Origin of the sequence: Kribbella sp. NPDC050470, assembly GCF_044458365.1 — a bacterium.
Classification (GTDB): Bacteria; Actinomycetota; Actinomycetes; order Propionibacteriales; family Kribbellaceae; genus Kribbella.
In genome coordinates this window covers 524,958-545,868 of sequence record NZ_JBITHV010000003.1, presented here as the reverse complement: position 1 = coordinate 545,868, position 20,911 = coordinate 524,958, and the positions used below count along the sequence as shown (strand labels likewise).

General features: G+C 67.6%; 24 protein-coding genes. 13 read left to right on the top strand and 11 right to left on the bottom strand.

All coding sequences use genetic code 11. The features are described 5' to 3' along the window. Positions 1-11 precede the first annotated feature (11 nt). Positions 12-977: a 2-hydroxyacid dehydrogenase gene (locus tag ACIBGM_RS11165; protein WP_396385264.1), complete on the top strand. Its 966-nt coding sequence runs from the start codon at positions 12-14 to the stop codon at positions 975-977. Here the strand turns inward: ACIBGM_RS11165 and ACIBGM_RS11160 are convergent. Beyond that, complete coding sequence (locus ACIBGM_RS11160; RefSeq protein WP_396385263.1) at positions 974-1,486, bottom strand: DinB family protein; 513 nt, start codon at positions 1,484-1,486, stop codon at positions 974-976. The genes ACIBGM_RS11165 and ACIBGM_RS11160 overlap by 4 nt on opposite strands. A 73-nt stretch (positions 1,487-1,559) precedes the next feature. Further along, positions 1,560-1,967, bottom strand: a complete 408-nt coding sequence (locus tag ACIBGM_RS11155; protein ID WP_360518021.1) for a VOC family protein — start codon at positions 1,965-1,967, stop codon at positions 1,560-1,562. A gap of 121 nt (positions 1,968-2,088) precedes the next feature. On the opposite strand from ACIBGM_RS11155, the gene ACIBGM_RS11150 reads away from it, so the two are divergent. Further along, on the top strand, positions 2,089-2,463 hold the full coding sequence (locus tag ACIBGM_RS11150) for a VOC family protein (protein WP_360518024.1): 375 nt from the start codon (positions 2,089-2,091) through the stop codon (positions 2,461-2,463). Positions 2,464-2,470: 7 nt separating this feature from the next. Here ACIBGM_RS11150 and ACIBGM_RS11145 read toward each other — a convergent pair whose 3' ends face one another. The 4 genes from ACIBGM_RS11145 to ACIBGM_RS11130 are packed head-to-tail and all read right to left on the bottom strand — an operon-like array spanning position 2,471 to position 6,302. Further along, positions 2,471-2,881: a hypothetical protein gene (locus ACIBGM_RS11145; protein WP_396385262.1), complete on the bottom strand. Its 411-nt coding sequence runs from the start codon at positions 2,879-2,881 to the stop codon at positions 2,471-2,473. A gap of 22 nt (positions 2,882-2,903) precedes the next feature. Continuing rightward, a complete protein-coding gene (locus tag ACIBGM_RS11140; protein WP_396385260.1) occupies positions 2,904-4,217 on the bottom strand; it encodes an amidase in 1,314 nt (437 codons plus the stop codon). Then, the gene (locus ACIBGM_RS11135) at positions 4,214-5,386 is read right to left on the bottom strand and encodes a hypothetical protein (protein WP_396385258.1); all 1,173 of its coding nucleotides are present in this window, start codon (positions 5,384-5,386) and stop codon (positions 4,214-4,216) included. The genes ACIBGM_RS11140 and ACIBGM_RS11135 overlap by 4 nt, the downstream gene beginning before the upstream one ends. Positions 5,387-5,390: 4 nt before the next feature. Then, positions 5,391-6,302, bottom strand: a complete 912-nt coding sequence (locus ACIBGM_RS11130) for a nitrilase family protein (protein WP_396385257.1) — start codon at positions 6,300-6,302, stop codon at positions 5,391-5,393. 139 nt (positions 6,303-6,441) lie between these two features. Here ACIBGM_RS11130 and ACIBGM_RS11125 point away from each other — a divergent pair, with 139 nt between their 5' ends. The 5 genes from ACIBGM_RS11125 to ACIBGM_RS11105 all read left to right on the top strand — a co-directional run bounded on the left by ACIBGM_RS11125 (position 6,442) and on the right by ACIBGM_RS11105 (position 12,933). Beyond that, positions 6,442-6,891, top strand: a complete 450-nt coding sequence (locus ACIBGM_RS11125; protein ID WP_396385256.1) for a winged helix-turn-helix transcriptional regulator — start codon at positions 6,442-6,444, stop codon at positions 6,889-6,891. Positions 6,892-7,071: 180 nt separating this feature from the next. Then, complete coding sequence (locus tag ACIBGM_RS11120; RefSeq protein ID WP_396385255.1) at positions 7,072-9,009, top strand: heparinase II/III family protein; 1,938 nt, start codon at positions 7,072-7,074, stop codon at positions 9,007-9,009. 120 nt (positions 9,010-9,129) lie between these two features. Next, positions 9,130-9,885, top strand: coding sequence for a hypothetical protein (locus tag ACIBGM_RS11115; protein WP_360518045.1), 756 nt, complete (start codon positions 9,130-9,132; stop codon positions 9,883-9,885). 39 nt (positions 9,886-9,924) lie between these two features. Continuing rightward, complete coding sequence (locus ACIBGM_RS11110) at positions 9,925-10,674, top strand: hypothetical protein (RefSeq protein ID WP_360518048.1); 750 nt, start codon at positions 9,925-9,927, stop codon at positions 10,672-10,674. A 360-nt stretch (positions 10,675-11,034) separates the two neighbouring features. Continuing rightward, a complete protein-coding gene (locus ACIBGM_RS11105) occupies positions 11,035-12,933 on the top strand; it encodes a heparinase II/III family protein (RefSeq protein WP_396385254.1) in 1,899 nt (632 codons plus the stop codon). 29 nt (positions 12,934-12,962) lie between these two features. Here ACIBGM_RS11105 and ACIBGM_RS11100 read toward each other — a convergent pair whose 3' ends face one another. After that, positions 12,963-13,529 carry a DUF664 domain-containing protein gene (locus ACIBGM_RS11100; RefSeq protein WP_396385253.1) on the bottom strand — a complete coding sequence of 189 codons (567 nt, stop codon included), beginning with the start codon at positions 13,527-13,529 and terminating at the stop codon, positions 12,963-12,965. A 49-nt stretch (positions 13,530-13,578) separates the two neighbouring features. Next, the gene (locus tag ACIBGM_RS11095) at positions 13,579-14,301 is read right to left on the bottom strand and encodes a hypothetical protein (protein ID WP_396385252.1); all 723 of its coding nucleotides are present in this window, start codon (positions 14,299-14,301) and stop codon (positions 13,579-13,581) included. Positions 14,302-14,335: 34 nt separating this feature from the next. On the opposite strand from ACIBGM_RS11095, the gene ACIBGM_RS11090 reads away from it, so the two are divergent. Next, positions 14,336-14,818, top strand: a complete 483-nt coding sequence (locus tag ACIBGM_RS11090; RefSeq protein WP_396385251.1) for an NUDIX hydrolase — start codon at positions 14,336-14,338, stop codon at positions 14,816-14,818. 16 nt (positions 14,819-14,834) lie between these two features. Here the strand turns inward: ACIBGM_RS11090 and ACIBGM_RS11085 are convergent, their stop codons facing one another. Continuing rightward, on the bottom strand, positions 14,835-15,194 hold the full coding sequence (locus tag ACIBGM_RS11085; RefSeq protein ID WP_396385250.1) for a hypothetical protein: 360 nt from the start codon (positions 15,192-15,194) through the stop codon (positions 14,835-14,837). A gap of 126 nt (positions 15,195-15,320) precedes the next feature. Between ACIBGM_RS11085 and ACIBGM_RS11080 the strand changes: the two genes are divergently transcribed. The 3 genes from ACIBGM_RS11080 (at position 15,321) to ACIBGM_RS11070 (ending at position 17,386) form a co-directional block, all read left to right on the top strand. Further along, the gene (locus tag ACIBGM_RS11080) at positions 15,321-16,271 is read left to right on the top strand and encodes a histidine phosphatase family protein (protein WP_396385248.1); all 951 of its coding nucleotides are present in this window, start codon (positions 15,321-15,323) and stop codon (positions 16,269-16,271) included. A gap of 140 nt (positions 16,272-16,411) precedes the next feature. Next, positions 16,412-16,678: a hypothetical protein gene (locus ACIBGM_RS11075; RefSeq protein WP_396385247.1), complete on the top strand. Its 267-nt coding sequence runs from the start codon at positions 16,412-16,414 to the stop codon at positions 16,676-16,678. Positions 16,679-16,906: 228 nt separating this feature from the next. Beyond that, positions 16,907-17,386 carry a hypothetical protein gene (locus ACIBGM_RS11070; RefSeq protein ID WP_360518069.1) on the top strand — a complete coding sequence of 160 codons (480 nt, stop codon included), beginning with the start codon at positions 16,907-16,909 and terminating at the stop codon, positions 17,384-17,386. 577 nt (positions 17,387-17,963) lie between these two features. Here the strand turns inward: ACIBGM_RS11070 and ACIBGM_RS11065 are convergent. Beyond that, on the bottom strand, positions 17,964-18,281 hold the full coding sequence (locus ACIBGM_RS11065; RefSeq protein WP_360518072.1) for a hypothetical protein: 318 nt from the start codon (positions 18,279-18,281) through the stop codon (positions 17,964-17,966). A gap of 921 nt (positions 18,282-19,202) precedes the next feature. Here ACIBGM_RS11065 and ACIBGM_RS11060 point away from each other — a divergent pair. Continuing rightward, complete coding sequence (locus ACIBGM_RS11060) at positions 19,203-19,637, top strand: hypothetical protein (RefSeq protein ID WP_396385246.1); 435 nt, start codon at positions 19,203-19,205, stop codon at positions 19,635-19,637. A 121-nt stretch (positions 19,638-19,758) separates the two neighbouring features. Continuing rightward, positions 19,759-20,172: a hypothetical protein gene (locus ACIBGM_RS11055; RefSeq protein WP_360518078.1), complete on the top strand. Its 414-nt coding sequence runs from the start codon at positions 19,759-19,761 to the stop codon at positions 20,170-20,172. A gap of 185 nt (positions 20,173-20,357) precedes the next feature. Here ACIBGM_RS11055 and ACIBGM_RS11050 read toward each other — a convergent pair whose 3' ends face one another. Then, the gene (locus tag ACIBGM_RS11050; RefSeq protein WP_396385245.1) at positions 20,358-20,684 is read right to left on the bottom strand and encodes a hypothetical protein; all 327 of its coding nucleotides are present in this window, start codon (positions 20,682-20,684) and stop codon (positions 20,358-20,360) included. Positions 20,685-20,911: the final 227 nt, after the last annotated feature.

Below are 20,911 nucleotides of genomic sequence, written 5' to 3'. Positions count from 1 at the left end.
GAGGAGGAGCTGTGGGACTGCCAGTGGTGTTGATACCGGGGCCGATGAACCCGGTCGTCGCGGAGGGTCTGGACGGGAAGGTCGAGCTGATCCGGCTCTGGCAGGAGGCGGATCCGGACGCCGTACTCGCGGAGCGCCGGGACGAGATCGTCGCCGTCGCGACCGGCGGCACGCGGATCGACGGCGCGTTCCTGGACCGGCTGCCGGCGGTGCGGATCGTGGCGAGCTTCGGGGTCGGGTACGACCAGATCGACGCGACTGCCGCCGCTGAGCGTGGTGTGGTGGTGACGAACACGCCTGGCGTCCTGGACGACGAGGTCGCGGACACCGCTCTCGGACTGCTGCTGATGACCGTCCGCGAGCTGCCCCAGGCCGAGCGGTACCTCCGTGACGGCAAGTGGCAGGACGGGCCGTACCCGTTGACCCGGGCAACCTTGCACGGTCGCCGGATGGGCATCCTCGGCCTCGGCCGGATCGGGGAGGCGATCGCGGACCGGGTGACGCCGTTCGGGGTCTCCGTGGCCTACCACAACCGGCGCCGCAAGGACGTCGACTACCGCTACTACCCGTCGCTGGTCGAGATGGCTCGCGACGTCGACATCCTGATGATCGTCATCCCGGGCGGCGACGACACCCGCCACCTGGTGAACGCCGAGGTCCTCGAGGCCCTCGGTCCGGACGGCATCCTGATCAACGTTGCCCGCGGCACCGTCGTCGACGAGCCGGCCCTGGTCGACGCGCTCCGCAACCGCACGATCCTCAGCGCCGGGCTCGACGTCTTCGAGGCCGAGCCGACCGTTCATCCCGGTCTGCTCGACCTGCCGAACGCCGTACTCCTGCCACACGTCGGGTCGGCGACCATCCCGACGCGCAACGCGATGGGCAACCTGGTGGTGGAGAACATCCTCAACTGGGTCACCTACGGCACCCCGGTCACGCCGGTCTCCGAGTCGGCGCCGCTGCTGAAGCGGGACTAGCCGGAGGCGGGGAGGTCCCAGATCCGGTTGTGGGTCCAGGCGTACTCCCAGGCCTGGATGTCCGGGGGCTGGATGCCGAGGCCGGTGAGGATCGCGCAGACCTGCTCGCGGTGGTGGTTGGCGTGGTTGATCGCCTGGGCGATGAAGATGCCGGCCCGGGTGGCGCGGGTGTTGTTGTCCACGACGATCTCGCGCTCGACGTCGATCGGCTTGGTGAGGACGTCCTCCCACAGCGCGCCGGCCTCGTCGTTCCAGCGCTCGAGGGTGTCGAAGTCGGTGGCCGGCTCGCCGTCCACGAAGTCGAGCGGGCTGTTCGCGACCCGGCGCACGTAGCTGCCGTCGCACCGGACGATGTGGTCGAGGGTGGCGAGGATCCCGCCGTACGTGCCGACGCCGGTGACCTCCAACTGTTCGGCGGTGAGCTTCTGGTCGCGGCAGAACCTGATCAGGCTCTTCGTCGCCCAGTTGTTGTGCCGGAGCGGGTCGTACAGCACGTCGTTGAGTCCCATGCTGTTCACGGTAGCCCGGCGGCCGCGGGGCGCCGTACCGAATTTCTGGTCCAGTCACGGCGCCCGAAGTCGGTCAGCTCCCGCTGATGTTGACCATCCAGTTGATGCCGAACTTGTCGACGACCTGGCCGAACTCGTCGCCCCACATCTGCTTCTCCAGCGGCACCGTCACCTTGCCGCCCTCGGACAGCTTCTCGTAGTACCCGCGCAGCTCCTCGTCGTCACCACTCAGGCTGACCGAGATGTTCTCGCCCGGGTTGTACGACATCCCCGGCGGCGTGTCCGAGGCCATCAGCGTGAACCCGCTCGGGGTCTCGAGCTGGGCGTGCATCAGCTTGTTCTCGTCGTCCGGGCCGCTGCTGGCGCCGAACTCGGCGAACGTGTTGGTGGCGAGGTCACCACCGAAGACCCCCTGGTAGAACTCCATCGCCTCCCGTGCACTGCCGTCGAACTGGATGTACGGATTGAGCCGAGATGGCATCTGACTCCCCTTCCCCCTGTGTTGGTCCCTTTGGCCGCACAGTAGACCCGGCCACCGACAATTGCAGCAGCGGCGGGAAAAACAGCCGTCGAATGCCCGGGGTCGCGGTTAGGGTCGCGGCATGATCCCGCGACACATCACGATCGACGCCGGCAACCCGTACGAGCTCGCGCAGTTCTGGAGCAACGCCACCGGCTGGCCGATCGCGGACGGCGACGTGCCCGGCGACGACGAGGTGCTGCTGGTGGCGCCGGCTCCGGTCCCCGGTTTGCTGTTCATCGCCGTCCCCGAGTCCAAGTCGGTCAAGAACCGCGTCCACCTCGACTGGGTCCCCGACCAGCGCACTCGCGACGAGGAGGTCGACCGCCTCCTCGCCCTCGGCGCCACCATCCACGAAGACCACCGCACCCTCGAAGGCCCCGGCTGGGTCACCATGCACGACCCCGAACACAACGAGTTCTGCGTCGAACGCAGCCAGTCCGAACGCTCCGCCTGACGCGTCCTCACGAAGGCAGGTGCGATGGGCGCTCGTCGGCGTTCCAGTTCTTGTTGAAGCCGCCCAGGTGGGGGTGGTACATGTCGGCGCCGTCGTGTTGGGTGAACTCGACCTTTATCCACAGGGCGTCGAGCTGGAAGGTCTGGGCGCAGGCGTCGATCAGGGCCCGGGCGAGACGGGCTCTGGTCTCCGCGGGGCGGCCCTTCCGGATGTCGCACATGATCAGGGCCGACGGCGTCGGCGGACCGGACTCGTGGCAGCGCCACACCCCGCCGCTGCCGAGGTCGTGGACGGAGACCGTGAGCAGGTCCCGGCCGACCTGCATGATCTCGCCGTAGATGTGGCCGAGGCGTTCCGCGAACTCCCGCTTGGTGACCTCGCCGGCAGTCACCGGCAGGTCGACCTGAATCGATGGCATGACAGTCCTTCCTCGCTCCGGCTTACTCGGCCAGGGCGGCGGTTTCGAGCGTCCGGGCGGCGGCGAAGAGCAGTCCTTCGTCGCCCGGCGCAGTGATGAGTTGTACGGCGACCGGCAGCCCGTCCACCCGTCCCGCGGGAACACTGATCGCCGGCGAACCCGTCAGGTTCCACGGGCTCGTCAGCGACAGCAGCGCCGAGCGCACCTCGAGGTCCGCGCCGGTCACCGAAACGCTGCGCTCGCCCACCTGTGGTGCCACGATCGGCACGGTCGGCAACGCGAGTACGTCGTACGTCGACAGCAGCTCGTCGACCATGGTCCGGAACTCCTGGCGAGCGGCGTCGGCCTCGGCGTAGCGGCCCGCGGAGATCTCCCGACCCAGGTCGAGCCGGGCCAGGACCTCGGGATCGATCAAGTCCCGGTCCGCGCCGAGGTGGTGCTCGTGCACGCGGAACGCCTCCCGGCCTTGCAGGGTGGAGAAGATCTCGAACAGCGTGTCCGGCCGCTCCCACTTGGGGAATCCGCGGACGACGCCGACGTCGGCTCCGATCCGGTGGACGAGTTGCCGGGTCAGCTCCTCGATCCTTGGATCCGTCCGGGCGATCGAGGCCGGCGGGATCCATCCGACCGCGAACCGGCCCGGCCGGGGCGTCACCGGCCGGTCGCTGAGTGCCTGGTAGCCGGTCAGCGCGTCCTCGGTGGTGGCCGCGAAGAGGCCGACGTGGTCCAAGCTCGGAGCCAGCGGATACACGCCGGCGCTCGAGATGGCGTCGTACGACGGTTTGAAGCCGACGACACCGCAGAGCGCGGCGGGCACCCGGATCGAGCCGGCGGTGTCGGTGCCCAGCGCGAGCGGCACCATCCCGGCCGCCACCGCGACCGCGCTGCCACCGCTGCTCCCACCGGACATCCGGCTGGGGTCGACCGGGTTACGGGAGGCGCCGTGGACGGAACGATCGCCGGTGGCGCCGTACGCGAACTCGTGCAACGTCGTCTTCCCGACGATCACCGCTCCGGCGGCGCGCAATCGCCGTACCACCTCGGCGTCTTCCGTCGGAGTGGAGCCGAAGGACGTGGCCGATCCACAGCTGGTGGGCAGACCCGCCATGTCGACGAGGTCCTTTACTGCCACGGGCACGCCGTGCAGCGGACCGAGATCGATGCCTGCGGCAAGTTGTTCGTCGGCGACCCGGGCGGCCGCGCGGGCGCCGTCGTCGTCCACGAGAGCGAACGCGTTCAGGGTGGGGTTCAGCTCGTGGATCCGGCGCAACGTCGTCTCGGTGACCTCGCGGGCGGAGGTCTCGCCGATCGCTCGCGTGAGCTCTGCGAGGTTCATGAGGCGAATCCCGGGACGAGACCGAGCACGGGCACGATCAGCGCCGTACACACGCTCATCGAGACCACGTTGCCGATGAAGGGGTGGAAGCCCGCCGGCATCCGGGCCCCGATCGCGGCGGCCACCGGTGGGGCGATCAGCGCTCCGGCCAGCGCGCCGGCCACGACGGACTGCAGGGTGCCACCGAAGGCCAGGACGGCTGCCGGTGCGACCGAGACGACCGGTACGAACGTCGGGTAGAAGCCATGCGCCTGCCAGCGCTTGCGCCAAACGATCACACCGACGACAGCGGTCAGCGCTTGGCTGGCGAGCACCGCGAGGAACAGCCCCGATCCGTAGGCGATGCTGGACGGAGCGATCAGGTGCGTCACAACGGCGCCGACGATCAACGCCGCGCTCGCCCATTCGTTGCCGAAGAACTGCGCCTCGGAGAAGTCGGCCAACGCACGACGAGGCAACCACAGCAGGGCAGATCCACGGCGTGGCTCGTCGGCGATCTGCGTTCGCCAGGCGCCCGGCGCCGGCATCCACCTCAGCTGTCTGCAGAGCCAGAACGCGATGAGAGCGCCGAGTGCCATGCCTGCGGTCGCACCGACGACAGGCGGCAGGTCGAGCGGGACGCACACCCGTTCGACCGCGAGGATCGCGATCGGTGGCGTGAGCAACGCGCCCAGTACGGCGGCCGACAGCCCGACTCTCCACCCCGGCCCGAAGAGAACCACGATCGCCGGCGCGACGGACACCAGCGGTACGAACAACGGCTGCCAACTGCCAGGCTTCAGCGTCCAGCCCCAGAGGAGGTTGCCGAGGAGCAGGCTGGCCAACCCGCTGCCGGCGGCCCACGGCCACAGTCCCGTGCCGCAGGCCTGGACGAACCCCTGCCATCGCCATGATCTCCGGTGGGCGACATGACCGGCCAGGCCGCCCACCAGCAGCAACACCCCAGCCGGAGCCACCGCGTAGAACTGCGGCTCGCTGATGGATCCGGCCAGCCAGGAGGCGAACCGGCCCACGTCGGCGTAGTCGCCGTTCCAGGGCTGCCAGGGCCCGTCGACTTGCGTGAACGTCCAGCCGGCGAGGACCAGGAGACAAAGGCCGGCCAGCCCGGCACCCCAGGAGGCGAATCTCCGCGGGCCGGTGACTCCCGCCGTACTGCGGACTGTCGTCATCAGGTCACCTCGGCAGCGGAGCGCGGTCGCGGTAACCGAGCATCTGGTCGTACAGGTCGGTACGACGGTCGCGGTGCAGGTCGTTCAGCTGGTTCCAGATCGGGGCGGTTCGCGCGGCTGTCAGGTCGACGTCGGCGTAGATCACGGTGTCCTCGTCCGGGCCCGCGATCCGGTCGATCGGCCAGCCGTTCGTCCCGGCGATCAGCGAGTTGCCCATGAAGCCCGCGCCCCGCTCCTGACCGGTCCGGTCCGCGGTGGCGATGAAGACGTTGTTGGCATGGGCGGCCGTGATGGTCAGGTACGCCGCCATGCACACGCCGCTCGCGTCGTACAGCGGTGGCGGTGTCCAGACCCAGCCGGTGGGCACGCAGATGATGTCCGCGCCCATCTGCGCCACGATCCGCGCCGTCTCGGGGAACCAGATGTCCCAGCAGACCAGCAGCCCGATCCGGCCGATCTTGGTGTCGAACACCGAGAACCCCTCGTCGCCGGGGGTGAACCAGAGCTTCTCGGTGTTCCACAGGTGCGTCTTGCGGTAGCGGCCGATGTAGCCCTCCGGGCCGACCAGTACGGCGGTGTCGTAGAGCTTCACCCCGGCTCGTTCCGGCAGGCAGCCGACGATGTACACGTTCCGCGCGGCGGCGATCCGGGCGAACGACTCCACGGTCGGACCGTCCGGAACCGCTTCGGCATGGGCGAAGGCCTCCTCACGGCTCTCGAAGACGTAGCCGGTGGTGGCGAGCTCGGGCAGCACGATCAGGCCGGCGCCGGCGTCGGCCGCCGCGTTCAGCCGCTGCTCCACCGCCAGCGCGTTGGCCTTGAGGTTCTCGACCCCGACCCGCGGCTCGAACTGCACGACCGCGACCCGCACCGGGCTCACTCTCTGGTCTGCACTCTCCTGCGCCTGTGTCGCCATGACTGGCTCCTCCGCTCGTGGAATCTGGTTTCAAGTTGAAACCAGCTTGACCGGGAGCGTAGGGGATCCGGTTTATACTTGCAACCACTTGGCGCCAGGAATCTGCGGCGGACGACCGCAGTACTCGAAGGGGACACAGATGCCGCAGCGGGTCACGCACGAGGACGCGGAGTGCCCGGTCGCGCGGGCCGTCGACGCGATCGGGGACCGCTGGTCGCTGCTGATCGTCCGGGACGCGTTCGACGGGATCAGCCGGTTCGGCGAGTTCCAGCGCAACCTCGGCCTGGCGAAGAACATCCTGTCGTCGCGGCTGCGTGAGCTCGTCGCCCACGGCATCCTCGAGGTGGTTCCGGCCGCCGACGGGACGTCGTACCACGAGTACGCCCTGACCGAGAAGGGCCGCGACCTCTTCGTCGTCCTGGTCAGCCTGCGCCAGTGGGGCGAGGATCACCTCTTCGAGCCCACCGAACCCCACTCGGTCCTCCTCGACGCGAAGACCGACCGCCCCCTCCGCAAGCTCGAGATCAAGGACGCCACCGGCCGCCCCATCACCCCCACCCAAACCTACGTCCGCAAAGTAGGCACCTGACCCGCCTGCGCCCGCGCACTCACAGCCACCGGATCTTCACTGCGTGAGAGCACTGTGGCCTTGGGCAAGGAGTCACAACTTTTCCTGTCCGCGGGTCATCTTGGGGGTGTAGGGGTTTCCACCGCCGGCTGGGGGGCTGCGGGTTAGTGGTGGGGGAAGGACATGGTCAGGTGGGTTTTGGTGGTTGGGCTGGTGGTGGCGGGGATCGCCGGCGGGACTGGCGAGGTGGCGACGGCGAGGCCGTCCGAGGAGGGTCCGGGGATCGCGATCGCGGCGGATCTGCCGGAGCCGGAGGGGGCGCAGTTTTTGCCGGGGGCAACTAATGTGGTGCCGGCGACCCAGGCGCCGGCGGCGGATGTGCGGGCGAAGAGCCAGGCCGAACTGGCGGCGGAGGCCGCGGCGGCGCTGACGTACACGTGCCCGGGGTTCAGCACGGTCGACGACGCGACACCGTTGTCGTACGTGATGAACGACTACTACGCCTGGGGCGGGTTCAAGGCGGTCAGGGTCGGCAACGGCAGCGGCAACATCAACTGGAAGCTCAACCCGTACGGCAATCCCAGCTGGTACATGTGGTTCCACTCGCTGCGCTGGCTCGGGCAAGGCATCATCGCGGCCGGCAAGGGCGACGCGAACGCGATCGCGCACGTCACCACGATCGTCAGCGACTGGGTGCTCGACAACCCGTACTCCTGGAAGGCGGACGTCGGCGCCTGGGAGTCGACGATGCACCGCACCAACGTGATCATCTGCACCAGGCAGGCAGTGCTCGCCGGGCTCAAGGTCACCACGCTCCCGCCGCGCTACCTCTGGCTGGACACCGCGCTGATCAGCCACGCCCGGTTCCTGATCAACTACTGGAGCGGCGCCTGGAACCACGGCACCGACGAGAGCATCGCCCTGTTCGGCGTCGGCTGCACACTCAACCGCTCCGACTACAAGACGCTCGCCCAGCAACGCCTCGCGGCCGGCATCACCACCGCGATCGACTCCCAGGGGTCGACCAACGAGCAGGCGACGGCGTACGCGCAGTTCAACTACGCGCTCTGGGGCCGAGCGGTCACCGTACTGCAAGCCTGCGGCGCCAACCCCGGTGCGACGATCACCGCGAGACGAGCCCTGATGGCGCGCTGGCTCGCCCTGGCCACGAACTCCATGGGCAACCTCCATCAGCTCGGCGACTCCGAGGTCGTGCGTACGGCGCCCGTCGCCGGCACCCCACTCCAGTACGCCGGAAGCCTCGGCGCGAGCGGGACCGCGCCGGCCCAACGCGTCGGCCTGTACTCGGCCGGCTACGTCTTCGGCCGCTCCAGTTGGGGGACTCGGGCGACGTTCACGGCCCAGGCGGCGTACAGCATCAGGTACGGACCACCGCGCAAGCTGCACGGGCACAGCGACCACATGTCGCTCACGTACACCGCTCGCGGGCGGGACATCGTGATCGACGGCGGCCACGCCGGCTACCAGAACGACATCTGGCGGACCTGGGCGAAGAGCCCGTTCGCGCACAGCTCGATGACGACGCCGCGGGCCGCTGACCGACTGCCCGCCACCAAGCTGACACGGTACGCGCTCAAGTCGACCTCGGACTTCTACGAGTTCTCCGACGTGCCCGGGACCGGGATCAGCCGGGTTCGCGCCGTACTCGTGGTCCGGAGTCCCGACCTGATCGTCACGCTCGACCGCGCATCGTCCACGACCGCGCAGCAGTTCCAGACGTTGTGGCACCTGCCGTCGGACCAGCGCGCGACGGTGTACTCACGGACGACCGCACTGGCGGCGCGGGCAGGCGACAGCACCCGGACGATCCTGTTCCAGGTGCCCTACCGGCAGGCGCTACCGCGTGGCGCGATCCTGCTCAAGCAGGCGCAGACCAATCCGATCCAGGGCTGGCACTACCCGAAGATCACCATCCGCCGGGCGGCGCCCACGCTGATGTTCGCACGGGCCGGGACGTCGGCGTCGATCCTGTCGTTCATCGCGCCGGTCCGGGCAACCGGTTCGGTGACGTACCGCGCCCGCTGGTCCCGTACGACGTACGTCGTCGACCTCAACGTGGCCGGCGTCCGGACGTCGATCGGGATCACCGCTGGAGGTTCACTGATCCGGGTTGCCTGAGATGCAACGCAGGGAACCGTTCACCGCGTCGAGACATGTAGAGGGGTAGGGCGAGATTCTGGGGGTGTGGGGGCGTTGAGGCACAGCTTCCGTCAGCACGTCGGGGGTCCGTTGGCCGCCATGTCGGTGACGATGGTCGTGCTGACGCTGGTGGGCGGTGTGCTGGTGCTGCTCGAGCCCAGCCGCCCGAGCGTGGCAGTGCCGGTCAGCAGCGCCCCCGGGACCGGGGCGCGCTCGGTGGACCGGGGACCGTTCGGCTCGGGGCGGCTGGGCCCGTGGGAGAACCTGGTCAACCACATCTCGTCCGACGACGAGATCCGGGACACGCTGATGTTCAACGGGGTGTTCATGTTCGGCGACAGCATCGCCGTACAGGACGGACCGGCCCTGGAGGAGTTGCTGGCGAGCCGGACCGGTGACGCCATCGCCGTCCACGACTGGTCGGGGCAGCCGGCCTCGGCCGCCGTGGACGCGCTGGCGGACTGGGAACGGCGGTTCGGCCTGCCGAGCCGGATCGTGATGGCAGTGGGTTCGAACGACATCTTCGACCCGCCCGCATTCGCCGCACAGGTGGAGCGGGCGATGCACATCGCGGGTCCTTCGCGGACCGTGTACTGGGTGAACGTGCACGTCAGCCGGGTGCGTGTGCCTTCCGCCGTCCGGTCGGCCGACCTCGCGAACAGTGCGTGGGTCAACCAGCAGTTGGAGCAGGCCGCCGTTCGGCACCCGAACCTGCGGATCGTGCGCTGGAACGAGTTCCTCGCGGTGCAAGCCGACGGGGCGGCGAAGTACCTGCGGGACGGCGTCCACACCTCGCAGCTCGGTCAGCAGGCGCGCAACGAGCTGATCGTCGAGGCCCTCGCGGGGCCCCAGTGACGATGGCAACCTCCGCGCGTCCTAACGCGTTATCAGGGTGTGCCTCGAATCGCTGCGCGCACCGCGACCTCCGCGGCCCTCATCGCGGCGCTGGTCGCCGCCCTGCTCACCTTCATCCACCTTGAGGCCCCGACTGCGCATGCCAAGGACACCGGCACGGGCCGTTATGGATCAGGCACGCTCGGTCCGTGGCAGGCGCACGCGAAGGTGATCTCGAGCGCCGCCCAGATCCGGCATGTGGTTGCGACGGACGGGGTGGACCTGTTCGGCGACAGCATCGCCGTACAGGACGGGGGTGCGCTCGGGCACCTGCTTGCGCAACGGGACGGCACGACGTTTGCGGAGCACAGCTGGTCCGGTGAGCCGGCGTCGGCTGCGGTCGACGCTCTTGCGGTCTGGAAGCAGCAGTTCGGGCTTCCGCACCGGATCGTGATGGCGGTCGGGTCGAACGACATCTTCGATCCGCCGGCGTTTGCCGCGCAGGTCGATCGTGCGCTGCAGCTCGCCGGACCTTCGCGGACGGTGTACTGGGTCGACGTGCAGGTGCGGCGGACGGACGAGCCGTCGGCGATCCAGGCCGCGGACCAGCGGAACAGTACGTGGATCAACCTGCAGCTGGAGCAGGCCGCCGTACGGCACTCGAACCTGCGCATCGTGCACTGGGCGGAGTACCTGGCTGCCCGTCCCGACCGGCTGCGGACGGACCTGCGCGACGGACGTCACACCACGGTGCCGGCTGGGCAGAACGCGCGGAACGCCCTGATTCTGCAGGCGATTCTGGACCACTGAGCGTGCCCGCAAGGGCAACCCGGGAACCGGAGTACGGGGTCCGGACAACTTTTAGGGTGTGTACGGACATCAAAGCGGACAGAGGGATTCACTTCGAGTCGGGGGGAACCGATGACAGCGACCATGAAGCTGGAGTGACAGCGGTACGACGGCTGGGCCGCGGCACCGATTTCGATGCCGGACGCAACTTCGCGGCGGTCCCGCAACGTCTATAGAGCAAGACCCTCTGGCCCGGAGCCACCGCTCGGCTCGGGCATCGCGACGACGACCAACCTGACCAGACCCGGGGACACATCCGACCCAAATTCAGGTCTAGGCCAGAACAAGGCATGCCCTGGGGGCTGCAGTGAGGAACCAACCATGCCCGCGCACCGACAACGCAAGGCCGGCACGACCCTGCGGCTCAGCCTCGCCCTGCTGCTGAGCGCGCTCGTCGTGGTGACCTCCCTCGTGATTCCCTGGGGTGGCTCGACGCCCGAAGCAGCACCGGACCCGACCGTAGCCCGCACTCCGGAACCGCCCACGCCGACCGTCACGCAGCAGCCGAGGCGGAACGTCTACACATGCCCGGCGTACTCCGGCATCGACCGGGGCAACCCGCTCCCCGCGCTCTACAACGACACGTTCGCCTGGGGGACGTCGGCGCCGTACAAGGTCGGGAACGGCAAGGGCGACATCGACTGGAGCCTGAACCCGTACCAGAACCCGAGTTGGTACATGTGGTTCCACTCGCTGCGCTGGCTGGGTCAAGGTATCGCCGCCGGCGGCATGGGCGACAAGCAGGCGCTCGCCCGGGTGAGCGCGATCGTCCGCGACTGGGTGAAGGACAACCCGTACTCGTGGAAGCCGAACATCGGCGCGTACGAGTCGACCATGCACCGCACCAACGTGCTGATATGCCTGCGCCAGGCAACGTTGACCGGACTCAAGGTGGCGAAGCTGCCGCTGTCGTACGCCTGGCTGGACAAGGCGCTGCAGGAGCACGCGTGGTTCCTGCAGAAGAACTACAGCGGCGACTGGAACCACGGCACCGACGAGAGCCTGGCGCTGTTCGGCATCGGCTGCACGCTGAACCGGCCCGACCTGAAGAAGATCGCCGCCGACCGGCTGACCAGCGCGATCAAGACGTCGATCGACACCCAGGGGTCGACCAACGAGCAGTCCACGGCGTACGCGCAGTTCAACTACTCGCTCTGGGGGCGGGCGATCGACGTCCTGCAGAAGTGCGGCGTCGACCCGGGGACGACGATCAAGGCGCGCCGGCGTGAGCTCGCCAAGTGGCTCGCGCTCGCGACCAACTCACTCGGCAACCTGCACCAGATCGGCGACTCCGAGGTGGTCCGCACGTCGCCGGTCCCCGGCACGGTCCTCGAGTACGCCGGGACGCTCGGCAAGCAGGGGATCCGGCCGACGCAGCGGGTCGGGATCTTCGACGCCGGGTACATCTTCGGCCGGACCGGCTGGGGTGAGACGCGGCCGTTCACGCAGGAGTCGTCGTACAGCATCCGGTTCGGTCCGTCGCGCAAGCTGCACGGGCACGAGGACCACACGTCGGTCACCTACACCTCGCACGGCCGCGACATCCTGATCGACGGCGGGCACTCCGGGTACAAGTGGGACGACTGGCGGAGCTGGGCGAAGAGCCAGTTCTCGCACAACCAGATGACGGTGTTGTCGACGGCAGCTTCCCACCCGGTGACTCGGTTGACGCGGTCGTCGGTCGGGGCGACCTCGGAGTTCTACGAGCTGAAGGACTCGCTCGGCCCGGGGATCGACCGGACCCGTGGCGTGCTGGTGCTGAAGGACCCGGACCTGATGGTCGTGCTGGACCGCGGCACGTCGGCGTCGGACGAGCAGTACGAGACGCTGTGGCATCTGCCGTCGGACCAGAAGGTGACTGTTGCCAGCAACGGGACCGCGGTGGCCACCAAGCCCGGCGACAAGGTGAAGACGGTGTTGCTGCAGGTTCCGTTCCAGCAGGAGACGACCCCGATCAAGGTCGCCAACGGCACTACCGACCCGATCCAGGGCTGGCACTACCAGACCATCGACACCCGCAAGCCGGCACCCGTCGTCAAGTTCACCCGCTCTGGGCGCTCGGCAACTATCCTGTCGGTCATCGTCCCGGTCCGCACCAACGCCGCCGTCACGTACACCACCACTCAGTCCGGCAACCGCACTCTTGTAAACCTGGTCGTCGACAAGGTCCAGACCACCATCGCGGTCTCCCCTGACGGCACGCTGCAGCGGGTGAAGTAGTTCCGGCCACTAGCTCGTGCTGGCGCGCTTTAGCTGTGGGCGCCGATCGGGCGCCAGTCGGCGGGCGGGTCTTCACCTACGCGACCGTCTACGGCTTCGCGGAGAAGGTCGGCGTGGCCGGTGTGGCGCCCGTACTCCTCGATGAGGTCGCAGACGAGACGACGGAGACTGGCGTGCCGTCCGTCCGGCCAAGCGATGTGCGCGGGCTGGTCGAGGCCACCGTCCGCGATGGCCGCGGCGAGGCACGCCCGCGACCGCCGGACCGCGTCGTCCCAGAGCGCGTAGAGCTCCTCAGGCTTGTCATCGACCGCAGACGTCAACTCCCAGTCGTTGTCGTCCCGCCACCCGTTGCCCACCCATGGATCCCCCATCGACTCACCACGAAACTTCACCGTGAACGTGTAGTCCTCGTTGGCCGCCAGATGCTTCAGCAACCCACCGATCGTCAACGACGACTTCCCGATCCGCGCGTTCAACCCCTCCGCGCCCAACCCATCGGCCTTCCACCGAAACGTCGTCCGCAACCTCTCCAACGCCCCCACCAGATGGTCCACATCCGACCCCGCCACCGGCGGCTCCCAAGGAATCTCAGCCATACGACGACGCTAACCCCCATTCCGGACGTTCTCCTTCCGGAATGCTCGATCAGCGACTTCTGAGGAGTTCGAGAAGCACGGTCAGGCGCGGTTCGGCCGGCACGCGCGCGAGGCGGGGTTGCGCGTCCTCGAGGATCCAGGGCTTCACGTCCGCCGTGAGGTCGATCGTCCCCGACCATCCGACCATCAGCCGGCCGCCGAGCAGCTCGTCCGCCCACCAGAGGCAGAGGTCCGCAGCATGCAGGTCCGCCGCACCGGCCGGCTGGGCGTTCCACACCTCGAGCCAACGGACGAACGGGACGGGCGTCGACGCCAGGAAGCTCAGCACCTCCCGCGCCTCCGGCCGACACGGGTACGTCGCGAGCGTCGCGTCCCACCAAAGGTTGCACACGGCAAGCATCGCCGTACGCTCGGACTCCGCCCAGGTACTCCAGCAACCCGCCGTGACCAGATGTTGCGCAAACAGGCCCTGGTCGAGACTCAGCTCGCCGTGCACCAGCAGCGCCATCAGCCGGGGCGTCAGCTTCCTGTACAGGTTCGCGAAGTCGTCCCAGTGATCGGGCCCACCGAATACCGCTCTGGACACCAGCTTCGCAGGAATCGCCCCGACCGGCCCCGCGAGCGCCGCGACATCCTCCTCGCTGTAACAGAAACCGCAGTAGTCACCGACATCCACCTCAACCCCCGCCAACACCTCCCCCAACCGCCCCACCGCCACCTCGAGTACACCACCCTCCGCCTGGACGGCTACCTCGCCAACACCTGGCCCCACACCGACGTCCTCCCTCACCTCCCCAACTGACCGCATGCGCCGGTACGCGGGGGTGATTGCGCAGTACGACGGCAAGATCGCCCTGGTCAGCGAGCACTACGAGGCCTGGGACACACCGCACTGGAACCTTCCGAGCGGTGCAGTCGAAATAGGCGAGTCACCCGAAGCAGGTGCGATCCGCGAACTCCGCGAAGAAACCGGCCTACGTGCCACGGAGGATGCGCTCCGCCTCGCGTGGACGACGACAGTCACCAGGGACGGCCAGACTTTGTCCCAGTCCTGGAACTACGTGGCAGCCGTGACTGACGTTGCGTTCCGAATCGACGATCCAGACGACTCGGTGACCGACGTGGGTTGGTTCTCACCGCAGGACGCCGTACAACTCCTGCATCCGTTGCCCTACCCACCCATCACCGTGCCGGCTCTCGCCTACCTGCAGACAGCAGCGCAGGCCGCCTGGATCTTTACCCTCGCCGACAACACCGACTGGATGTGGCAGTCGGGCCCGCTTGGCTAGACATCCTCGAGCAACATCAAAGGTCGGTTTGCTGAGCGATCGCGAGGGCCTCCGCGTGTTCGGCACGAGCGATGCGGACCATCCACGCCAGAAAGCCCAGTATGAGCAGGACGCTGACGACACCCGCGGCCTTCAGTTCCCACTCAGGGCGGATCGCCACCACCCAGACCATGCATCCGATCGTCACCAGGCTGGCGACCCCGCCGACAACGCCTGTGGCGACCGCCCGCCGTCTCGTCCAGAGCCGGGGTGCCGGCGAGGGCTGCCGCACCAAGCGGTAGAAGAGCACGGCGGCAAGGACGGTCGTGAGCGCCCCCGAAACGGCAGACCGTGGTCCGCTCGTCACGAACGCCCCGACCGTCGCGACGGCAGACATGCCGAGTACAACCCCGAGTGCGACCCTCAGTCTCCCCACACACCGAAGAGTACGGCGAATTCAGGGGATGATGGTGCGATGCCTGAACGACATTCACGCCCCGTGCCAGGTGGGCGGGCCTTCTATTTGACTGAACGGCTGTGGAAGTGGGCCGAGGGTCTCCCGGTCGAGTCCGTGCCGATCGACAGCATCCGGGAGTTCGATCAGGACTGCTGGTTCGGCGGGGATGCGGTCACCTGCCGGATGGTCGCCGTACACGCCGATCGGATCCAGAAGGCCGACCTCAGCTACCCCGTGATCCTGTCAGCGGACGGAGGCTTGATGGACGGCGGCCACCGAATCGCCAAGGCCTGGCTCAACGGCGCGACCACCATCAAAGCAACCCGCTTCACCGTCGACCCCGCCCCCGACTACATCGAGCCGGATCCCACCCGCCCGACGCCGAGCGTGAGACACATCTACCTCGTCACGCATCCCGAGGCACAGCATCACGTCGACGGCCTCGTCGGCGGCTGGTACGACTCACACCTGACAGCCCGCGGCCACCTACACGCCGAACGCATCGCCGACGCCCTGGCAACCAGAATCGGCCCCCAGCCGGTCGAGGTCTACTCCTCCGACCTCCGTCGCGCCAGCCAAGCCGCAGAGCGAATTGCCCGGCGCTTCTCCGTCGAAGTCCAGACTGATCCGCGGCTCCGCGAGCGATCCAACGGCCAGGCCGACGGCCGCCCCCAATCCTGGCTCGCCGAGCGCCGCATCCCCCTCCCCGAGTACGGCGACCGCCTAGGCCACCACGACGGCCCAGCCGGCGCAGAAACCCGACTGGCATTGGTCGAACGCCTCTACCCAGCCCTGGCCGACATCCTCCGCCGCCCTGTCGCAACCCAGATAGTCGTCTCCCACGGCTCCGCCTCCAGCTACCTGATCGCCGCCTGGCTAGGCATCCCCAAGACCTCAACAGACCGAGCCTTCTTCCCCCTAACCCCAGGCAGCATCACCACCCTCCACCGCAACACCCCCCACCACAGCCACCAACTCCTATCCCTGAACGAAACCCACCACCTACAAGACCTCTGAGAGCCCCGCTCGCGTGGTCCAGGCTTCTCGGCAGCATCCCGCCGGTGACGGCAGCTGTCACAACACTGAAAGCGGCTTGCACTGCACTTACGTTTGTCGCCCGAGCGGCTGAGCGAAGCGAGTGCGTCTAAGCTCTGTGAGTGGTCAGCGGATATACGTACCTTGGCAACGGCCCGGCGGCCACCGGCGGGGATCCGGGCTGGGCTATGCGGTCGGATCTATCTGCCAGCTGCATCCGCTGCGGCAGCTTCGTGTCGCTCGACCCGACCGAGCACGGCCACTGCGAGTGCGGAGCCATCAACAAGGACCCCGATGCTGGTCGGTTCGGTTCAAGCCTCGGCGATCAAGCCATCGAGATCTACCGTCTGAACCAGGCGCGACAACCACCTTCGGACCAGGCGAAGTGACAGCCAGACCGGCTCGTCCTGCTGACGGTCTACCAGACTCTGGCGCTCCGGCAGACGTCCAGAGCCGGCCTACCGATTGCCCTGGCCAGTTTGGAAGTGCGGCCGGCTGGGGTCTCCACGCCCGCAACACCCCTGAGTGACCGCTAGAGAACGTGAGTAAGGCACGACGCCTGTCCTCCACTGTAGGCCTGATGGCCGAGTCAACCGCGCCACCGGCATCATGTGGCAATGACCGAGGGCAGGTCCCACACGCCGGACTCAATCTCCACGCGTCTCACGCTGTTCCTTGACGACCTCACGAGCGAGCTCGGCGATGCTGTGTCGATCACGGTCGAGAATCGCGACGGTTGGCGCGCCGTCGACCTGTTGCCGAGACGGGAGCGCGCACTGGCTCTGTCATGGACGGACTTCTACCAGGCGGGCGATGGATCGCCTGGCGATGCGCTTCAGGTCGAAGCCGGCCATCAGGGCGGTAGGTGGGAACTTGGCCGCGACGAGGACGACCTCTTGTTCTTGTTCGACCTCGTCCGGTCGGTCATCGCTGGTCGCGTGATCGAGGTGTTCGGCCCCGCGCGATCACGAGTCGAGGTGACTCTGTCCGAGGGAACCAGGACGGTCGAGATCGGGGCGCTTGCTCCGATCGGGTGCTTGCCCGTTCCGGGTTGGATACGACTCGGTCGGCGAGTGGAGTACGCGCCGTACCGATGATGAGAATCGCCACCAGACTCGCCCCGTCCCCCGAATAGCGAGGCCGACTGAAAGCGCTCCGTTCGGTAGTCCACCGCGACCAAGTTCATTTGTGTCCCGAACCTGCGGGTTCACGATCTGCGTCGTACGGCGCCGTCTGTGTGCCTCGGTTCGGGAGCTGACCCGAAGGTGGTTCAGCGGGGCGTTGGGGCACGTCTCCGGGTCGTGAGGGTGGACCCCTCTATGGGCAGACCAGAACCTCGGGACCGCTCCCAAGAGGCTCGGGGGCACTTCGGAGGCCCTGAAGGCGATTGGGGCCGGGAACAACGAACCCCAGTGTCGGAGCGTGGCCCTCTAACCTGGGGGTTTGATGGAGCCGCCTGTCGGATTCGAACCTTCTCATTACGAGTCCGATCCGGTGAGCGTCCCCGCGCCGCCGACTCCCGATCCTGAGCGGCGATCATGCTCAGTGGTTGGGGGTCGTTGACGGCTGGTCAGAGACCGTCGGGGGCCGCTAGGGAGCCTGTATCGCCAGTTTGGAAGGGCGGCCGCACATCACCACCGGGTAGGGCACGACTCGGACGCTAATCCATTCCGGCTACGCATCGCCCGGGGATGGATCAAGGGTGGTGGCTCTGGCTAGCCGCATCTGACGCTCCACGTCCGCGAGCGCTGTGGCCTTGCGCCGGTATCGAGCCTGGCTGATCGGCTTGCTGTCGCTTCCAGCCCGATAGACGCGGATCGTCCAGCCGCCGCGGAACACGACCAGATTGGTGAGCCAGTTGAGAAACCATGCGAGTGGATACAGGATCAGCTCCACGACGTCGCCAGTGCCCGACGAGTAGTTCCAGTCGATGAATCCGGATCGCCGCAGGTCGACCTCGACCAGGTCGTCGCTCGCGATTGGCGGTTCCATCTACTCATCATCGCCGACACGGGACGCAGCTCGTCCGGACCTGCCCCGTCCCCCTGATAGCTGCCAACCCAAGGTCAGCGCGGCGCATGTCAAGAGTCGGCGTGCCGGAGATCTCGCCTGCGTCGAGAATCTCGACTTGCTGATTCAGGAACGGGGCCGCCGGCACCTTCAACCAGCTCGCCCGCCTGCTCGGCCTCGAGGCCGAGTGCCGTAGGCGCTCTTGATATGGGTCGTGGTGGCCGGACAATCGAGCGGCCAGGGGGACGGGGCTAACGGAGGACCGGACGCCAGACACGTCGGGCATTGGCAGTTGGGATCGCATCGACGAGGAAGCGTCCTGCTCCTGGGCTCCGGCGAGGACGGCGCCCCAGCGCCGCCCGCAGACGGGGCCGCGCGCCGAGGCGCGCTCTTCATCCATATGAGCCAAACTCGGCAGAGTGCCCGCGGAGCTGGTGTCATGTGTCGGGTGATGCTTGACAGTCGTCCGCCAGGTGATCAGCGACAGCCACAGCACGGAACGCGGCAAATCAGGACGTTGCGGAGCGGTCGTTGTCCTAGGCCGAAGCCCCGGGCCCCGATGTTGGGGGGGTGGCGATGTACGCCCACGACACCGGACCGACGACGGGATCTCGCGCCGCTGGCGACGGCATACTCATCGACATGGAGGCTTGGGATGAACTCGATGCTGCGACGGCGTTCCATCTAGCGGACTGCCCGGTGGCGTCGCGGCTGGACCTGTTGGGGAGGCGGTAGGGGTGCGCGGCCACGGCCGATCCGGGTTCGACGCCCTTGAGCAGGTCCTCGTTTCCCACGCTGTCCCCTTCCGAACCGAGCAGGTCCCAAGCAGACTCGGTATCTGATGTCGTCGCAGAACTGGGTCTGCCGCCGGACCTGGAACTTCTGTACACACAAGGTGGACCGGTGCCGAACAGCTCCATTCCATGGCTCGTCGAAGAACTCTTCTTGTTCTCGATCAGGGAACTGGACACTGCCCAGGATGGCTACCGATGGACAGGGCCACAGAGACGGAGATTGCCAACGTGGCCGTCGAACTGGGTTGTGATCGCGGCCATCTTCGGTGACCCGTTCATCGCAGACGTCGATGAGCCAGCGGTCCCGATCTACTTTGCGCGGCATGGCGCCGGCTACTGGAGGGCAGATCGGGTCGCCCCAACAGCAGCAACCTTCCTCAAGGTACTGGCCCGCTTCGAATCGGTCCTTCTGGGCGCCTTTGACAGCGACGTCTGGGACGAAGACGGGTTGTTGCGTCCAGGCTTCCTCCGAGCGGTCGAGGACGCCGTGACCGAACTGCTGCCACCGGCTGATTCGGCGAGTTTCATGACAGCCCTGACCTAGCCCCGGATGAGTGGAACCAACGCCCTGAATATCGGCATGACAGCGCAGATCGCGGCATGTGCGTTTCGCCGCCGCGCAGCTGTTTCATCGAGCCGAGCGCCCTGCTGCGAGGATTCGCATCATGGATGCCGCCGACGAGATCTGGAACCGCGCCGCTCTGAACGGCGGAGGCCCCGACCCGAGCCGAGGTGACCTTGCGCTGACCGCTGTTCTCGGTCTGCACAGTCTGGCCATGAGCGGTGGGCTCTTGGACGCTGTTGAGCGCGTGACACCCGAGCAACTGGCAGCGGCTGTGGAGGGCTACCAATGGCTGGGGCTCGACCAAGCTGCGGAGGTCGTAGCCATGGTGCGACAGGAAATGGACGCGGGCGCGCTGGACGACGATCGAGGGGAGGCCCTGGAGGTGCGAGCCGACGACGAGTACGCACGAGCGATACCCGGAGATCAAACGCTCGTCGACGCGTTCCGCACCCGACTCGCCGAGGTCCCCGACGCCTTCAAGCCGGCGTTGTCCACACATCCGGACATCGGCTGATCCGTGCGTAGCTCCGACTCGCAGACAGACTTTCTAGCCTGTCGCATATCAGTTGGCGGAGTGTGTCGCGGATCTGTTGGCGGATCACAAGAGCGGGTTGTCTCTCCGCTGACAGACGCACGACGGTCGTCCGCCAGGGCACGTGCGACAGCCGAAGGCGCGGATCGCGCCTGTTTTGAGGATTCCTACTGCGACTGGCCGCCACGCTGAGTCGGAGCTCGTTCGCGGGGTGAACGGAGTTCGTCGAGCCATGCGTTGAATGCCCGCTGGTAGGCAGGAACGACGCCGGGCGATACACCGTGCCAACGCCGAGCGATTTCCTCGAGCTCGGCACGGATCTCGGCGTCATGCCGGCCGTCGATCCACATCGGCCCGGCCGGCTCATAGGCCGGCGGGGTGGCGCTCTCCCCATCCCAATCAGCAACCGTCAGTTTCGCGGACAGCGGAGGATCATGGGTTGCATCCACGAGAGTCCACCGCTCACCGAGCCGCACCTGCACCGCCGAGTGCATGTCGTACCTCGAGGGAAGAAGACGGACCTCGACCGGGTACTCCGGCAACAGATAACGCCAGCGAACTCGACGTGCACGCAGGCCGAGACGCTGCAGTTCCTATGAGCAGGGCACCTGCGCGGGTACTGCGGGAATACCAGTCGCTCTTGCGGGCTGGTCGTTGCCGTCGCACGGGTTCACCGGTCCCCGCAGCCCCTTGAGTGACCGCAGATGACCACCGGCTAGGG

What these genes read in the sequence shown, in the direction of transcription:
- ACIBGM_RS11160 (WP_396385263.1), bottom strand. Translation starts at nt 1,486, where the DNA reads ATGGGACTCAACGACGTGCTGTACGACCCGCTCCGGCACAACAACTGG.
- ACIBGM_RS11155 (WP_360518021.1), bottom strand. Translation starts at nt 1,967, where the DNA reads ATGCCATCTCGGCTCAATCCGTACATCCAGTTCGACGGCAGTGCACGG.
- ACIBGM_RS11150 (WP_360518024.1), top strand. Translation starts at nt 2,089, where the DNA reads ATGATCCCGCGACACATCACGATCGACGCCGGCAACCCGTACGAGCTC.
- ACIBGM_RS11145 (WP_396385262.1), bottom strand. Translation starts at nt 2,881, where the DNA reads ATGCCATCGATTCAGGTCGACCTGCCGGTGACTGCCGGCGAGGTCACC.
- ACIBGM_RS11140 (WP_396385260.1), bottom strand. Translation starts at nt 4,217, where the DNA reads ATGAACCTCGCAGAGCTCACGCGAGCGATCGGCGAGACCTCCGCCCGC.
- ACIBGM_RS11135 (WP_396385258.1), bottom strand. Translation starts at nt 5,386, where the DNA reads ATGACGACAGTCCGCAGTACGGCGGGAGTCACCGGCCCGCGGAGATTC.
- ACIBGM_RS11130 (WP_396385257.1), bottom strand. Translation starts at nt 6,302, where the DNA reads ATGGCGACACAGGCGCAGGAGAGTGCAGACCAGAGAGTGAGCCCGGTG.
- ACIBGM_RS11125 (WP_396385256.1), top strand. Translation starts at nt 6,442, where the DNA reads ATGCCGCAGCGGGTCACGCACGAGGACGCGGAGTGCCCGGTCGCGCGG.
- ACIBGM_RS11115 (WP_360518045.1), top strand. Translation starts at nt 9,130, where the DNA reads ATGTCGGTGACGATGGTCGTGCTGACGCTGGTGGGCGGTGTGCTGGTG.
- ACIBGM_RS11105 (WP_396385254.1), top strand. Translation starts at nt 11,035, where the DNA reads ATGCCCGCGCACCGACAACGCAAGGCCGGCACGACCCTGCGGCTCAGC.
- ACIBGM_RS11100 (WP_396385253.1), bottom strand. Translation starts at nt 13,529, where the DNA reads ATGGCTGAGATTCCTTGGGAGCCGCCGGTGGCGGGGTCGGATGTGGAC.
- ACIBGM_RS11090 (WP_396385251.1), top strand. Translation starts at nt 14,336, where the DNA reads ATGCGCCGGTACGCGGGGGTGATTGCGCAGTACGACGGCAAGATCGCC.
- ACIBGM_RS11085 (WP_396385250.1), bottom strand. Translation starts at nt 15,194, where the DNA reads ATGTCTGCCGTCGCGACGGTCGGGGCGTTCGTGACGAGCGGACCACGG.
- ACIBGM_RS11070 (WP_360518069.1), top strand. Translation starts at nt 16,907, where the DNA reads ATGACCGAGGGCAGGTCCCACACGCCGGACTCAATCTCCACGCGTCTC.
- ACIBGM_RS11065 (WP_360518072.1), bottom strand. Translation starts at nt 18,281, where the DNA reads ATGGAACCGCCAATCGCGAGCGACGACCTGGTCGAGGTCGACCTGCGG.
- ACIBGM_RS11055 (WP_360518078.1), top strand. Translation starts at nt 19,759, where the DNA reads ATGGATGCCGCCGACGAGATCTGGAACCGCGCCGCTCTGAACGGCGGA.
- ACIBGM_RS11050 (WP_396385245.1), bottom strand. Translation starts at nt 20,684, where the DNA reads ATGCACTCGGCGGTGCAGGTGCGGCTCGGTGAGCGGTGGACTCTCGTG.